The organism is Phyllobacterium sp. YR531, assembly GCF_000282595.1.
GTDB lineage: Bacteria > Pseudomonadota > Alphaproteobacteria > Rhizobiales > Rhizobiaceae > Phyllobacterium.
Genome location: NZ_AKIZ01000022.1, coordinates 391,905 through 407,626 on the forward strand (window position 1 = coordinate 391,905; position 15,722 = coordinate 407,626).

Below are 15,722 nucleotides of genomic sequence, written 5' to 3' on the forward strand. Positions count from 1 at the left end.
ATCATCTCCAGACTGATGACCGCGCAATGAACCATTGAGCGGCAAAATAGGTGGAAAGAACCCAAAGTCCTTCCAGCGGAATATCAAAACGGAACTTGCCATAGGCAAGGATGCTATCGCTTATCATAAATAATATTGCACCAGTGGCGGCGGATCGCGAAGCGCTGTTTGCCAGGATTTGCGTTCGAGCAATTGCCTGAGCCGCCATCAACGCCAGAACGATGGCATAGACCACTACCGGGGCCTTGATATTCGATGGCAGGACAGACCAAAGGCCGCTCACCATGGCGACTGCGAGGATGAGGCAGATAAGGAAAGTCAGCTGGCGTGCCCCAAAACGGACATCGCTGGTGAATGCTGCAATATAGCAGCAATGCGCCACGAGAAAGCAAACGAGACCCTGTATGAAGTAATCCTGCGGCAGCATCAGAAAAACATCGCCGCATAGCGAAAAAGCCAATCCGGCAAGGATAGACCATCTATAGCGTGCCGGAACCCCTGCGGATGCTGTGAGAACGATGACCAGCAGCAGAACAATTGCCAGCGGCTTTGCGATGTAATGCAGCCAGCTCCAGTCCGGGCCCGCTATTCTTGTCAAAATTGCCGTCACAGCGACAATCGCGAACACTATATTCAGGCTCTTGAAGGTGCCGGGCTTCGTCTGCAGTTCAACGGCCATATTATTTTCTCCTGACCCTAAAGCTTTGGCAAGCCAGCCTTGCCCGCCTCTTCGGGGTGAAGCCGGACATAATCAGCCTTCAAATGTTCGGACGTCTTGCGGCTGCCATCATGACTCCAGCCGGGAGGCGCAAACAGATAGAGCAGCCGCTGGCGCAATGTGAGACCGGGTGAAAACGCATCCTTGAACATTCCAACCCACTCATGGAATGCGACGCGCAACGGGTTGAACGTCGCAACATTGTGGACAATGCCATAACGAGGCGCGTCTTCTTCCAGCTCTGCAACGAAGGTGCCGAACATCCTGTCCCATATGATCAGCACGCCTGCATAATTGGCATCGAGATAACGCGGGTTCGTGCCGTGGTGGACGCGATGATGCGATGGTGTGTTGAAGACAAGTTCAATTGGACGCCACAGTTTTCCTATTGTCTCGGTGTGAATCCAGAACTGGTAGACAAGATTGAAGCCGAACACAAAAGCGAGGGCGGCGGGGTGAAACCCTAATAGTACCAAGGGTATCGACAGGATAAACATGCCGGTGAATTCACCGGTCCATGATTGGCGCAGGGCCGTTGAAAGATTGTAATGCTGGCTGGAATGATGATTGACGTGGGAGGCCCACCCCCAGCGCATCCGATGCTCAATGCGGTGCACCCAGTAATAGCGCAGATCATCAAGCAGGAAGGCGAGCAGCAGCACCCACCAGCTCAAGCCAAGATCATAGAATCGGAACTGCCAAATCCATAAAAGGGCAGTGAGAGAGACAAAGCCGAGCAGAAGAGCCGCAACCACGCTGCCGACGCCCATCAGAAGGCTGGTGGCGGTATCCTTTGTTTCGAAATCGCCCTTGCGCCGTAGATAACGGATCGCCACCAGCTCGATTAGAATCGCGACGATATAAAAGGGAACGGCGAGTTTCGTAACATCAAAGAACTGCGATTCGGTCATGTGCCATATCCTCCGCAGGGTTAAATTTCGTTGCAAGCCAGCCCAGTGCAACATCCCGGCTGGCTGTATCGCTGAAAGAAAATGTGCTGCCGGGCCAGGTGAAATCGCGAATTGTCAGTTTCAGGCCAGCCTGTCCTATCGGCTCTGCCGAAAGAATATCGTCACGTGCAAAATCGCGGGTCAGAAAGCGATTTCCAAAACCATGGACAATGCCAATACGGTCATTCGTCAACAACAGGAAAGCTGTACGACGATCAGATGAATAGATGATACGGCTGATCGTTTCTTCGGGGAAATCCTGCTGGAAAATAGACGCCGTCTGATCATCGGTTTGAAGGGATGGGCGGCGGCTGCCACCCGCAAAATGCGTAGCAAGGATCGCCACCGGCAAACCAATCATGATCATGATGATCAGCGTGCCCAGCCCCATCAATCCATTACTCCCGATATGGATAGTCACTCCCCGCAGCCACCTCATATCCATATTACGTAAAAGTCAATACGGATATGAGGTGTTCGACAGGCTTGGGAGGCCTTGGAGCTTCTATTCCGCTGCTAAGATGCGCGGTTGAGGGACGTAATTTAGAATAGGACCAAGCCAGCGCTCGACATCTTCAACCGGCATGGATTTACGCTCGGAATAATCTTCAACCTGATCCCGCTCTACCTTGGCAACGCCGAAATAGTAGGATTCCGGATGCGCAAGATAAATACCGGAAACGGATGAGCCCGGCCACATGGCATAGCTTTCCGTGAGGCGGACATTAATCCTTGCTTCTGCATCGAGAATACGGAACAGCGTCTCCTTTTCCGTATGATCTGGCTGTGCCGGATAGCCGGGAGCTGGACGAATGCCGCGATAGGGCTCGCCAATCAGCTCTTCGGGCGCAAGCTGCTCATCGGGCGCATAGCCCCAATATTCCTTTCGCACCCGCTCATGCATCAACTCGGCAAAGGCCTCGGCAAAACGGTCAGCCAGAGCCTTGACGAGGATTGACGAATAATCGTCATTGGCACGCTCGAAACGCTCGGCAATGGCGATTTCCTCAATGCCTGCCGTAACAACAAAAGCGCCGATATAATCCTGCTTGCCGCTATCCAGCGGCGCAACAAAGTCGCTGAGCGCGACATTCGGGCGGCCATCGCGCTTCGATAGCTGCTGGCGCAATGTATAAAAGGTCGCCAGTTCTTCACTGCGCTGTTCATCGGTGAAGACGCGAATGTCGTCGCCTTCCGCACCAGCAGGCCAAAGGCCAATGACGGCTTTCGGATTGAACCATTTTTCAGCAATGATCTTGGTCAGCATTGCCTGTGCATCGTCGAACAATTGACGGGCTGCAGCGCCCTGCTTTTCATCTTCAAGAATAGCCGGATAGCGTCCCTTCAATTCCCACGTCTGGAAGAAGGGTGTCCAATCGATGTAATTGGCGATCTCTTGAAGATCATAATTCTCGAAGATGCGCGTACCGATAAAACCCGGCTTGGGTGGTGTGTACTCTGACCAGTCAATCTTGTGTGCATTGGCCCGGGCTTTTGCCAGCGGCAGCCGCTGTTTATCGGCTTCATTGCGGGCATGGGCGTCGGCAACCTTTGCATATTCGGCGCGGATTGTTTCTACATAGCCGGGTTTGATGTCTTTCGACAAAAGGTTGGAGACAACGCCGACGGCGCGGCTCGCATCCGTTACATAGATGGTCTGTCCCTGATTATAGCGGGGGTTGATCTTGACTGCCGTATGCACACGGCTTGTCGTTGCCCCGCCGATCAGCAACGGAATGTCGAAGCCTTCCCGTTCCATTTCAGCGGCTACATGCACCATCTCATCCAGAGAGGGCGTGATCAGTCCCGAAAGGCCGATAATATCCACATTCTGCTCACGAGCCGTTTGCAGAATCTTGGTTGCAGGTACCATGACGCCAAGATCAATGATCTCGTAATTGTTGCAGGCAAGCACGACGCCAACAATGTTCTTGCCAATATCGTGCACATCGCCCTTCACGGTTGCCATCAAAACCTTGCCAGCGCTTTCGCGCTCGCCCGTACCGCCATTGGCCAGTTTTTCTGCTTCCATATGGGGCAGAAGCACGGCCACGGCCTGTTTCATCACGCGGGCGGATTTCACCACTTGAGGGAGGAACATTTTACCGGCACCGAAAAGATCGCCGACAACATTCATGCCCGCCATCAGCGGCCCTTCAATGACATGCAGGGGCCGGGCTGATTCAAGCCGGGCCTCATCCGTATCGATGTCGATGAATTCTGTGATGCCATTGACCAGCGCATGTTCAATGCGTTTGCCAACAGTCCATTCGCGCCATGCAAGGTCACGCTCGCGTGTCTCCTTGCCCGCTGAACCCTTGTAGCGTTCTGCAAGGTCAAGCAGACGCTCGGTCCCATCATCGCGCCGGTTGAGCACGACATCTTCGCACGCCTCACGCAGCTCAGGATCGATCGATTCATAGACTGCGAGCTGGCCTGCATTGACAATACCCATATCCATGCCGACCTGAATGGCATGGTAGAGGAAGACAGCATGCATGGCTTCGCGCACCGGCTCATTGCCACGGAACGAGAAGGAAAGATTGGAAATGCCGCCGGAGATGTGAACATGCGGCAAGGTTTCTGTGATCTGCTTCGTTGCCTCGATAAAGGCAACGCCATAGCCATTATGCTCTTCAATGCCGGTGGCGACAGCAAAGACGTTGGGATCAAAGATAATGTCTTCCGGCGGGAAACCGGCTTCTTTGGTGAGCAGCTCGTAGGCGCGGGTGCAGATTTCAACTTTGCGCTCCAGTGTATCCGCCTGCCCTTCCGTATCGAAGGCCATGACGACAACAGCGGCGCCATAGGCTCGCACTCTCTTTGCGTAATATAGGAATGCCTCTTCGCCTTCCTTCATGGAAATGGAGTTGACCAGGGGCTTGCCCTGAACGCATTTCAAACCCGCCTCGATGACATCCCATTTGGAAGAATCGATCATCACCGGAACACGCGCGATATCAGGCTCGGCTGCGATCAGGTTAAGGAATTCGATCATCGCCTTTTCGCTGTCGATCAGACCTTCATCCATGTTGATGTCGATAATCTGCGCGCCATTGGCCACCTGATCACGGGCGACATCCAGCGCCGTCGCATAATCGCCCGCGGTGATCAGCTTGCGGAATTTTGCAGAGCCGGTGATGTTTGTACGCTCACCGACATTCACGAACGGAATATCCTTGGTGAGCGTAAAAGGCTCCAGACCCGACAGCCGCATATGGATGGCAATATCGGGCACCGCGCGCGGCGGGTATTTTCCGACAGCCTCGGCAATGGCCTTGATGTGTTCCGGCGTCGAGCCACAGCAGCCGCCGACAATGTTGAGAAGGCCTTCACTGGCAAAGCCTTCAAGCTGAGCTGCCATGGCCTCAGGGCTTTCGTCATACTGACCGAATTCGTTAGGCAGACCGGCATTCGGATAGGCGCAGACGAACGTATCGGCAACATTTGAAATTTCGGCAAGATGCGCGCGCATGGCGTTTGCACCCAATGCGCAATTCAGCCCGATCGTAAAGGGCTGCGCATGGCGCACCGAGTTCCAGAAAGCAGTCGGTGTCTGGCCGGAAAGTGTACGCCCGGACAAATCGGTAATTGTCCCGGAAATCATCACCGGAAGGACTATTCCCTTTTCCTCGAAAACTTCGTTGGTTGCGAAGATTGCAGCCTTTGCATTGAGCGTATCGAAGATGGTTTCGATCAGGATGATATCGGCACCGCCGTCAATCAGACCACGAACCTGATCGGCATAGGCAATGCGCAAATCATCGAAGGTAACAGCGCGGTAGCCAGGGTTGTTGACATCCGGGGACATGGAGGCGGTGCGATTTGTCGGGCCAAGCGCACCAGCGACGAAGCGCCTGCGGCCATCCTTCTGCTCAGCTTTGATCGCCGCACGCCGCGCAAGGCGCGCACCATCCCGGTTCAGTTCATAAACCACCTCTTCCATGCTGTAATCAGCCTGGGCAATTGTGGTCGATGAAAACGTATTGGTTTCCAGAATATCCGCACCCGCCATTGCATAGGCGTAGTGGATATCTTCAATCGCCTGCGGCTGTGTGAGAATCAGCAGGTCGTTATTGCCTTGCAGGTGGCACGAGCAGTCTCCAAAGCGGTCTCCGCGGAAATCCTGCTCGTTAAGGTTCAGCCCCTGAATCTGTGTGCCCATGGCACCATCAAGTATAAGTATGCGTTCTTTTGCAGCCTTGGTCAGGGCCGCGAAAACTTCTTTTCCATCCCGAGGAGCGCCCATGGGACCAAAAAGATTATCAACCGCATTATTCATAACTCGACACGCCTCAAAACCAATATTTGGGTGAGGTCTCAAGATCACATAAAGATATGTTTATGTCAACAAATCAATTCTGCATGCGGCATGTTATGTCGCAGCTGAATATAGAGGTTGAGCACTGCTGCGCGACCATTGCCGTGAGTTGTAATGCGATGAGTATGTGTTGGATGAAAACCCGGACAGTAATCAGGTGACCGCAGATTGCGGCAAGATAAACGGCACATGGGCAGCAGGCAGAACGCCAACTTTGAGCGCGCATTCATAGACGCGTAAAATGCGCTCGTCCGTAAGGATTTCCTGCGGAGCACCCACGGCATCCACGCGCCCTTTATGCATAACGACAACACGATCCGCATACATGGATGTCAGGTTGAGATCGTGCAGAATTGCAATGACACCGCCGCCCCGTTTTGCAAAGGACCGAGCAATTTCCATAATGATCAGCTGATGCTTGATATCGAGACTGGATACGGGTTCGTCCAGAAACAGGAACCGTGGCTGATTGTCCACCACGGGCTGCCAAACCTGGCATAGAACACGAGCCAGTTGCACACGTTGCTGCTCACCGCCAGACAATTCCTGATAGAAACGGCCACCGAACCCGGCAAGATCAACCAGCTCCAGAGCCTCTTCAGGCAGATGCGCGATGTTCTTTGCCGAGCCGAGAGAGCGTCCGCTGGTCAGCCCGAGCTTTATGATCTCGTGTACCGTGAACGGAAATGCCAGTGATGTGGCTTGGGGCAGGATGGCGCGCATTGCTGCCATCTGCCAGAGCTTCAGGTGCTTTACGGAATGTCCATTGATGGACACTGTTCCGGTATAGGGCAGATCACCGGAAAGAGCGCGCATGAGGGTTGTCTTGGCAGAGCCATTGGGTCCGACAATGACTGTTATCTCTCCGGCAAGAGCATCGAAAGCCGCATTATGCACGATTTGAGAACGGCCCAGATGGACGCCGAGGTCTGAGATGTGAATCATGGTCATAGGTCCAGAATGCCGCGCTTGCGCAACAATATCCAAAGGAAGACCGGGGCACCGACAGCTGCCGTGACGATGCCTATCGGCAGTTCTGCAGGCGCAACGATTGTGCGGCTGACGGCATCGGCGAGAAGCAGGAGGCTTCCTCCAAGCAAAGCAGAAGCAGGCAGGAGATAGCGATGGTCCGGCCCTATGGCGAGCCGTAGCAGATGCGGAACGACGACGCCGATAAAACCAATGACGCCACTGACAGCCACGGAAGCGCCGGTGGCTGCGGCGACCGCAATGATGGCGATGATCTTGAAGCGCTGCACGGGAATGCCAAGATGGCTGGCGGTGGCTTCACCCAATGCAAGCCCATTGAGACCCCGAGCCAGAAAGGGTGAAATGAGCAAGGCCATGACAATGAACGGACTTGTTGCGGCGATTTTCATCCAGCTGGCACCGGCAAGCGAACCCATGAGCCAGAACGTCAGGTCACGCAACTGGCGATCATCGGCGATGTAAGTGAGCAGCCCCATATAGGCCATGGCCATTGCCCCAAGCGCAATGCCGGCCAAAAGCATGGTTGCGATGGAAGTCTGCCCCCGTCGCGTGGCCACACCATACAAAATGAAGGTGAAGAGCAGGGCACTGCTGAATGCTGCAAGCGGCAAGGCATAAAGGCCCAGCAGTGCAATAACCGGAGCGAACACGCTGCCGCCCAGTACGATTATGCTCAGTGCTCCGAGGCCCGCACCGGCAGAAACACCGACAATGCCCGGATCAGCCAAGGGGTTACGGAACAGCCCCTGCATGACTGCACCGGAGACTGCAAGCGATGCGCCAATCAAGGCTCCCAGAATGACGCGCGGAAGACGAATGTCATAAATGATGATGCTGTCGCGCACTGACAGGGCATCGGGAACACCGCGCGTTTCCTGTAGCAGCGATCCAATGACGGAAATCACCGATGCATCAGAAGCGCCGGCGGCCAGGCTGAACAGGAATGTTACTGCAAATGCTACCGCGAGTATGGCAATGACAATCTTTGCCAGAAAGGAGCGATCGCCATCGGCGCGACCTTTCCTGCCGTCCTGCTTTGAATGCAGGGCAGCAGGCTTCATAAGAACGGCCTCGCTCATTGGATTGCTTTGTCGCCGTAGAATGACTTGGAAAGATCGTGCACGGCACTTGCCGTGCGCGGTCCAAAGCCCAGCAGATATTGGCCGTCCATGCGTATGATTGCCTTGTTCGCACCGGCAGGTGTAGCAGCAACTGCCTTGTTGGCCAGCAGTTCGGTCTCGGCAGTGGCATGGTTGTCGCCACGATTCATCACGAGAATAACATCCGGATTGGCGATCAGGATGCTTTCATCACTCAGCGCCTTGTAGCCGGTAAAACCTCCTACAGCGTTCTCGGCACCTGCAAGTTTGATAATGCCATTGGCCGCCGTCTGCGTGCCCGCAGCCATGATCTTCCCGCCTTGCACGCTGAGGACAAACAGAACGCGCTTGCGCGTCTTGATGTCTTTCGTTTCCGCCTGAACAGCGGCAAGATCCGCATCCACCTTCTCGGCTAGTTTGTTTGCCTTGTCTTCCACGCCAAGCGCTTTACCAACAATCCTGATCTTTTCGGAAACGCTGGTGGCTGAGTAGTTTTCCGGTACAAAAACGAAAGGCACGCTCGCCTTCTTCAACAGGTCAATGGCCTGCTCAGGTCCGCTGCCTTCAACGGCGATGATGGCCGTCGGGTTGATCGAAAGGACACCCTCTGGCGACAGAGCCCGCATGTAGCCCACATCAGGAAGCGCAAAAGCCTCCTTTGGATATACGCTGGTCGTATCGCGTCCTACGAGGCGGCTTTGTTCTCCAAGTGCAAAGATGATCTCGGTAATTGAGCCGCCTATGGACACGACCCGGCTGGTATCGGCGAGAGGTCCGGAAACTTCCTCGGCAACTGCGTGACCGGCAAGAGCCAGCATTCCGAGGAGTCCGGCCAATGCTGCAAATTTGAAAGGCTTTTTCATTTTATGCAGCCACGCGCATCAAACGAGGCAGGCTCTCGACGAGATTGCGCCAATCGGTACGCTCGTGATTGCCCTCATGGCGCTTGCCGAAGAACTGGATAATCATGTCGCCATCGGCACCATAGGCTTCCAGCGATGTCACATGCCCATCCTTGGTTGGTTTGCGTACGGCCCAAAGCTCGGCAATATGATCGGTCCTGAGATGCATATGGAAAGTCTCATCCATAATATTGATCCACGGTCCCATGGGCTTGATGTTTTCAACCGGCCCGGAGTGAATCTGAATGCAGCCGCGATTGCCGACAAAGCACATGATTGGCAGTTCTTCCTGTGCCGCATGGTGCAACATTGCCGTCAGGGCATCGTTGTCCAACTGCCAGGCATAGTCCTGACCAATGACCTGAACGGCCTGATGGCGGGTCATTTCCAGAGAGTTCAGAATGCCGAAAAACTCGTGAACATCCTTCATCTGTGTCCAGCGCTCACGGAGACTGGCGGCATCAAGTTCGTCGAGTTCGTGCTTTTTCTGCTCAGGCTTTGGCAGCTCGGTTGTTTCGATGGACTGGGACTGATCTTCAAGTCTCAGCTTTGCTACCAGAGCCGCATAGGCTTCCAGATTGGATGAAGGACGCAGGTGAATTTTGTGGATCGCCTCACCTGCTGCATCGAAGAATTGCAGGCTGCGGCGGATGGCGTCGCCATCTTCTTTTTCCACGGCAAATGCATGGGTCCAGGAGTTGGGGAACAGGCGCAGGTCAATCTGCTCGCCAAGCATCATCGATGCATGCTTGCCGACGATGGGTTTGTCGTAGACTCCGATCTTTTCGTGAACCGCACTCTCGTTGCGTGTAAGCGCCATGACTTCGCCCAGTGCCTCGATTTCCGTCAGGAAAGTCTCGATCCGCGGCGAGATGCGGATGGCACTGATGCCGCAATAGGCTGCAACGAAATCTGCTTCCGAGATTTCCAGTTGCTGCGCCAGATCGCGCTCACGCATCTTGGGATTCTCTGCTCTTGCCTGGCGAATCGCTTCCGCCGTCATTTTTGTAACGTGTGTCATCTCAAAACCTTTTTTATTCAATCATTTATTCAATATGAGTTTGCCTTGGCGCGTGATCTTCAAACGGTAAAGCGAGCCAGCATGTTCAATGCCGACCTCGCTTGATCCGTCGAATAAAATGTCACTGCCAAACACTCGAATATCTGATTGTACGGGGCGGCGGTAGTCTGCTCTGATGGGTGACACATTGGGAAGGCGAACCTGCAGATCGATGATTTGGCGTCGCGACATGGCAATGGGCCTTTTCGTGCCTTTTTCCAAGGGTATCGGGTGAGCGAACACCCCCTCATTTAAACTTGACTACAAGTTTCATCTTTATTACTCAAACCAAATAAGAGTCAATGAGTCATGTTTCAAAATTGACGAAACTGTGATCAGAAAACGGGTGTAATCGTGCAAAAGACAGAGGGTGAATTCATGAGATTTCTAGCGCGCCATTGTTATGGCCTGATCGCGGCCACGGCTTTGCTGGTCCTCGCCGCAACCGGAATTGCACCCGCACAGGAAAATGCTGCAAAATCCACGCTGACATTGGAGCTGAACGCATTGCAGCCATCAGAAAAAGGCTGCCGGCTCACTTTTGTCGTGACCAATAATCTGGAAGCGGCATTGGACAAGGTTGGATTTGAGATCGCCTTGTTCAATCAGGCTCAGGTTGTCGATCGCATCACGGTGCTGGACTTCAAGGAACTGCCGCAGGGAAAAACCAAAGTGCGCCGTTTCGACCTTGGCGAGCTTGATTGTACGAAAGTAACGCGCGTTCTCGTCAACGATTCGACTGAGTGCGCGGGCACAGGCATTGACCCGAAAGCCTGTATCCGCCAGCTGAACCCGACGACAAAGTCCGGCATCCAGTTTGGAAGCTGATCCAAAAAAGAAGGGCCCTTAGTGGGCCCTTCGCATTTCTGATATCTGATGCCGATTGGATCAGAAGGGTGAATCCGGGAAGTAGAATTCAGCCGCATTGTCCTTGGTGACAAGGGTCGCATCAAGGATGTAGCTGCCCCGTACAGGAACCTGATCGTAGAAGTTGGCTACTGTCAGTTCCATGGCTGTCGCGATCATTGATGGCGGATAAAGCACATTGATCGGTGTCATTGCATCGCCATCGGCAACACGCTTGATCATGTCCTTCATGCCCGCACCGCCGATAACCAGCTTGATATCGGTGCGTTTCGCCTGGCTGATGGCTTCAAGAACGCCAACCGCCATATCGTCATCCTGACACCAGACCGCATCGATCTTCGGGAACTTGGTCAGATAGTCCTGCATGACCTTGAAAGCATCATCGCGTGACCAGTTGCCGAACTGCTTGTCCAGAACCTTGATGCCACTGCCTGCAATCGCATCATCGAAACCCTTCTGGCGTTCTTCATCGATAACGATTGGCAGACCGCGAATAACAACAACATCACCGGTCTTCAGTGTGTCCTTGAGATATGTACCCGCAACACGGCCAAGCTCCGGGTTGTTGCCGGCAACATAGAGGTCCTGAACTGTCGGATCAGACAGCGCACGATCCACAACCGTAACGAAAACTCCCTTTTCCTTGACCTGACGAAGTGGATCGGTCAGTTCATCGGAATTGTGCGGCAGGGTTACAAGTGCGTCCATGCCTTGGGTGGTCAGATCTTCCAGCGCATTGGCTTGTGAAGCGCCGTCCGGCGAAGTCTTCACAGTGATCTTCAGGCCCGGATGTGCCTTTTCGAGCAACTTTGCCGCGCGTTCCGCGTGATAGACGACGCCGCCTGTCCAACCGTGATCGGCAGCCGGAATCGAAACGGCGATGTTGACCTGTTTATCCTGAGCGTAGGCGAAGGTCATTGTCGAAGCGAGTGCCGCCCCAACCAGACCCATCATAAGTTTACGCATGTGTTCTCTCCCAATTTTTCGTTCGGGCCTTGGTTGCGGCTCGGTGGGTGGCCCCTTTTCCCCCGTCCCGTTAGAAGAGGCAGCCTCCCGCCCCTATTCCTTTGTGACCACTGGCGGTCACTTCTTCTTTTGCAGCGTCCGTTGGACAAGCATTGCAATGATAATGATCGTGCCCTGAACAGCACCGATGAGATATTCACTGACGATGTTCGAAAGCACCATGATATTGCCGACGATCTCCAGCATGAAGGCACCGCAGATCGTGCCCCATATGCGACCAACACCACCGCGCAGCGCAGTGCCGCCGATCACCACGGCAGTGATGGCCTGCAACTCCCATAGCATCCCGGTCGTGGTGGTCGCTGCACCGAGGCGCGGGATATAAACAATGACCGCAATCGCCACGCAAATACCTTGCAAGACATAGGTCATTGCGCGCACGCGGTTGACGTGGATGCCCGAATATTTAGCGACGTCTTCGTTGGAGCCGACGGCGATCACATGCCTGCCGAAAGAGGTCTTGTAGAGAATGAAGGCAGCAAGAATACCAACAACAGCGATGATCCATACGGGGATCGGAAGTCCGATAAATGTGCCGGTATAGACGGGCCGGAAAAGCGCCCGCATTGACGTGGATTTCATGGCAATGGAACCGCCATCTGCAAGCCAGATTGTGACCGACCGGAAGATCGCCATGGTTCCCAGCGTTACGATAAAGGGTTCGATCCTGCCGATTGTGATGACAGCGCCATTGAGCAATCCAGCCAATGCGCCCACGCCAATGGCAACAACGACACCCACGCACAGCATCGCCATATCGCCATCAATGGCTGCGGAGTTGAGAAACAGCAGCATGATGCCTGCAACAAGTGCCGCCATCGAGCCGACTGACAAATCAAGGCCGCCGGCGGAGATGACGAATGTTGCACCAACGGCAATGATCGCGATGAAAGAAGATCGCGTGAGCACATTGAGCAGATTGTCGATGGACAGGAAATTCGGGTTGATGAGTGCACCAAGCACGAATAGCGCAGCGAGCGCAAGGAATGGCGCAACGGCTGTCATGTCGAGATCAGCCAGCTTGCGGGCGAACCCGCGCGTATCGGTATTTGTCGTTGAGTCGCTCATGCGTTCCCCGCACTGTAAAGCTCTGCTTCGTTGATTTTGACGCCTGTGGCGTGGACGACGATTTCTTCTTCAGTCATTGCATCTCCTGTCACCTCGCCAACAATACGGGACGAACGCATGACAAGAATGCGGTGACAGATGCCGATGAGTTCTTGCATCTCGGACGAGATCACGATGACGGATTTCCCCGCCTTGGCGAGGTCGGCAATGAATTTATAGATCTGTTCTTTCGTACCGATATCGATACCGCGCGTCGGCTCGTCGATAATGACGATACTCGGTTCGAGCAGCATCATCTTGGCAAGCAGCAGCTTTTGCTGGTTGCCGCCAGATAGCTGGCCGGCAAGAAGGTCGCGACGGCGCGCACGTATATCAAAATCGCTGATGGCTTTGTCGAGGCTTTGATCTTCGCGCTTGCGTTCGATCAGCGGCCCTTTGGAAAACTTGTCGAGGGTCGCCAATGTCAGGTTGGTTCGCAAATCCTGTGCCAGCAAAAGACCCTTACCCTTTCGGTCTTCACTCAGATAGACAATGCCTGCGGCCATGCTGTCGCGCACTGTGTTGAATTTGGTGGGCTTGCCATTGAATACTATCTGGCCATGAGCGGTGCGAAGCCCGACAATGCCTTCAAGCAGTTCCGTACGACCGGCGCCAATCAAACCGGCAAAGCCGAGGATTTCACCTTTACGCAGAGAGAAAGATGCATCGCGGGCATAGCCTGGCACATCGAAATTCTTGACGTCGAGCACGGTTTCATGCGCGGCGGTGTCCTCACGTTCGGGATAGAGTTTTGACATATCCCGCCCGACCATCAACCGTGCCATGTCAACGGGCTGCAATTCGGACGCGTTGCGGGTTGCAATGAGCTTACCATCGCGCAAGACTGTTATGCGATCTGCAATGGCCGCAACTTCCGGCAGGCGATGCGAGATGTAAAGAATGGCCACGCCCTTGTCGCGCAGATCGCGGATAACCTTGAGCAGCGCATCCGTCTCAATCGGCGTCAGCGAAGCAGTCGGCTCGTCGAAAATCACAACGCGATGTGGCACCTGCAATGCGCGGGCGATCTGCACCAATTGACGTCGCGCGATGGAGAGCCGGGCTATTTGCGTGGTCGGGTCAATCTCCGCGCCGAGACTGCGGACTGCTTCAGCTGATTGCCTGTTCATTTCGCGGTCATTGACCATGAGGCCACGCTTCAGTTCACGCCCCATGAAAATGTTCTGGGCGACGGTCAGGTCTGGCGCAAGAAGGATTTCCTGATGCACCAGAACCAGGCCGCGATGTTCCGCATCGACCGGCCCGGCAAAGCTGACCGGCTCATTATCGATAGCGACGCTACCGCGTGTTGGCTTCAGGTGTCCGCTGAGCAGCTTCATCAGTGTCGACTTGCCCGCACCATTTTCGCCGATGATCGCATGGACCTCGCCGGGCATGATGGTCAGGCTGATATCGGTCAGCACCTCGACCGGCCCGAATGCCTTGGCAATGCCGCGCGCTTCCAGCACGGGCACGTTCGGGGCATTTAAAGGTTGGTTTGTTGCCATCACACCTTCGTCCAGACGCCGCCAGCCTTGGAAGACTTGACCGCAGCTTCAATGAATTCCATTCCGGCAAGCCCGTCCTGCACGGTTGGGTAGATAACATCCTTGGGCAGCTTCTTGCCGTTGCGGGCAGCAAGTATTGCCTGCGCGGCTTCCGTATAGATATTGGCAAAGCCCTCAAGATAACCTTCGGGATGACCGCCGGGAACGCGGGTAACGCGGGCAGACTCGGGCGATGCACCGGCACCACCGCGGGTCAGCAACTGCTTTGGTTTACCGAACGGCGTGTGCCAGAGATAATTCGGATCGGCCTGTGTCCATTCAAGGCCGCCCTTGGTTCCGTATATCCGCAGCTTCAGACCATTCTCATTGCCCGGCGCGACCTGACTTGCCCAGATCATGCCCTTGGCACCGCCATCGAAACGCATGAGAATCTGCACGTCGTCGTCAAGAACGCGGCCTTCGCCAAAGCTGGTCAGTTCAGCGCAAAGCTGCTTGAGCTTCAGGCCGGATACGAAACAGGCGAGATTATAGGCGTGCGTGCCAATATCGCCGATAGCGCCGCCAGCGCCTGAACGCTTTGGATCAACGCGCCATTCAGCCTGTTTCGAGCCGGACTTCTCAGTGCTTTCCGTCATCCAATCCTGCGGATATTCGGCCTGCACCACGCGGATAGTGCCGAGTAGGCCTTTCTCCACCATTGCCCGTGCCTGCCGCATCATCGGATAGCCGGTATAATTGTGGGTGACCACGAACAGCTTGCCGGTTTTGTTGACCAGAGAGACAAGCTCCTTTGCTTCCTTGACCGTGGTGGTCAGGGGCTTGTCGCAGATTACATGAATACCGGCCTTGAGAAACGCTTTTGCAGCGGGTGCATGCATATGGTTTGGCGTAACAATTGAAACTGCTTCAATGCCATCCGGGCGCTTGGCTTCAGCCTTGGCCATTTCTTCAAAGGAGGTATAGGCGCGGTCATCGGCAATGCCGATTTCTCTTGCTGAGGCCTTGGCACGATCCGGGTCTGACGAGAGCGCACCTGCCACCAGTTCAAACTGGTCATCCATGCGCAGTGCGATACGATGGACCGCGCCGATGAATGCGCCCTGCCCGCCGCCGACCATGCCGATACGAATGCGGTTGCTCGCAGACTTTTCTTTCGATGCTCCAATGGCCATT

At 54.7% G+C, this 15,722-nt stretch carries 14 protein-coding genes; 1 reads left to right on the forward strand and 13 read right to left on the reverse strand.

Going from position 1 to position 15,722, the window contains the following annotated elements; translation table 11 throughout:
* Position 1 precedes the first annotated feature (1 nt).
* The 9 genes from PMI41_RS15435 to hemP form a co-directional block, all read right to left on the reverse strand.
* Positions 2–679: a lysoplasmalogenase gene (locus PMI41_RS15435; protein WP_008126360.1), complete on the reverse strand. Its 678-nt coding sequence runs from the start codon at positions 677–679 to the stop codon at positions 2–4.
* A 17-nt stretch (positions 680–696) separates the two neighbouring features.
* Complete coding sequence (locus tag PMI41_RS15440; RefSeq protein ID WP_008126362.1) at positions 697–1,629, reverse strand: sterol desaturase family protein; 933 nt, start codon at positions 1,627–1,629, stop codon at positions 697–699.
* A complete protein-coding gene (locus PMI41_RS15445; RefSeq protein ID WP_157179404.1) occupies positions 1,607–2,089 on the reverse strand; it encodes a hypothetical protein in 483 nt (160 codons plus the stop codon). Before PMI41_RS15445 ends, PMI41_RS15440 begins: the two co-directional genes overlap by 23 nt.
* Before the next feature lie 84 nt (positions 2,090–2,173).
* Entirely contained in the window at positions 2,174–5,950 is a 3,777-nt protein-coding gene (gene metH, locus PMI41_RS15450) for a methionine synthase (protein ID WP_008126366.1), read from the reverse strand.
* A 192-nt stretch (positions 5,951–6,142) separates the two neighbouring features.
* Positions 6,143–6,934 carry a heme ABC transporter ATP-binding protein gene (locus tag PMI41_RS15455; protein WP_008126368.1) on the reverse strand — a complete coding sequence of 264 codons (792 nt, stop codon included), beginning with the start codon at positions 6,932–6,934 and terminating at the stop codon, positions 6,143–6,145.
* 2 nt (positions 6,935–6,936) lie between these two features.
* On the reverse strand, positions 6,937–8,040 hold the full coding sequence (locus tag PMI41_RS15460; protein WP_008126370.1) for an iron chelate uptake ABC transporter family permease subunit: 1,104 nt from the start codon (positions 8,038–8,040) through the stop codon (positions 6,937–6,939).
* 14 nt (positions 8,041–8,054) lie between these two features.
* Entirely contained in the window at positions 8,055–8,942 is an 888-nt protein-coding gene (locus PMI41_RS15465) for a hemin ABC transporter substrate-binding protein (protein WP_040855048.1), read from the reverse strand.
* A gap of 1 nt (position 8,943) precedes the next feature.
* A complete protein-coding gene (locus tag PMI41_RS15470; protein WP_008126373.1) occupies positions 8,944–10,002 on the reverse strand; it encodes a hemin-degrading factor in 1,059 nt (352 codons plus the stop codon).
* Positions 10,003–10,023: 21 nt separating this feature from the next.
* Positions 10,024–10,233 (reverse strand): hemin uptake protein HemP, encoded by a 210-nt coding sequence (hemP, locus tag PMI41_RS15475; RefSeq protein WP_008126374.1) that lies wholly within the window; start codon positions 10,231–10,233, stop codon positions 10,024–10,026.
* 186 nt (positions 10,234–10,419) lie between these two features.
* Between hemP and PMI41_RS15480 the strand changes: the two genes are divergently transcribed.
* On the forward strand, positions 10,420–10,869 hold the full coding sequence (locus tag PMI41_RS15480) for a hypothetical protein (RefSeq protein WP_008126376.1): 450 nt from the start codon (positions 10,420–10,422) through the stop codon (positions 10,867–10,869).
* Positions 10,870–10,929: 60 nt separating this feature from the next.
* Here the strand turns inward: PMI41_RS15480 and PMI41_RS15485 are convergent, their stop codons facing one another.
* From PMI41_RS15485 to PMI41_RS15500, 4 genes are all read right to left on the reverse strand, one after another.
* A complete protein-coding gene (locus PMI41_RS15485) occupies positions 10,930–11,874 on the reverse strand; it encodes a substrate-binding domain-containing protein (RefSeq protein WP_008126377.1) in 945 nt (314 codons plus the stop codon).
* Positions 11,875–11,991: 117 nt separating this feature from the next.
* A complete protein-coding gene (locus tag PMI41_RS15490) occupies positions 11,992–13,002 on the reverse strand; it encodes an ABC transporter permease (RefSeq protein ID WP_008126378.1) in 1,011 nt (336 codons plus the stop codon).
* Positions 12,999–14,549, reverse strand: a complete 1,551-nt coding sequence (locus tag PMI41_RS15495; RefSeq protein WP_008126379.1) for a sugar ABC transporter ATP-binding protein — start codon at positions 14,547–14,549, stop codon at positions 12,999–13,001. The genes PMI41_RS15490 and PMI41_RS15495 overlap by 4 nt, the downstream gene beginning before the upstream one ends.
* Positions 14,549–15,721, reverse strand: coding sequence for a Gfo/Idh/MocA family oxidoreductase (locus tag PMI41_RS15500; RefSeq protein WP_008126380.1), 1,173 nt, complete (start codon positions 15,719–15,721; stop codon positions 14,549–14,551). The genes PMI41_RS15495 and PMI41_RS15500 overlap by 1 nt, the downstream gene beginning before the upstream one ends.
* Between the last annotated feature and the right edge of the window lies 1 nt (position 15,722).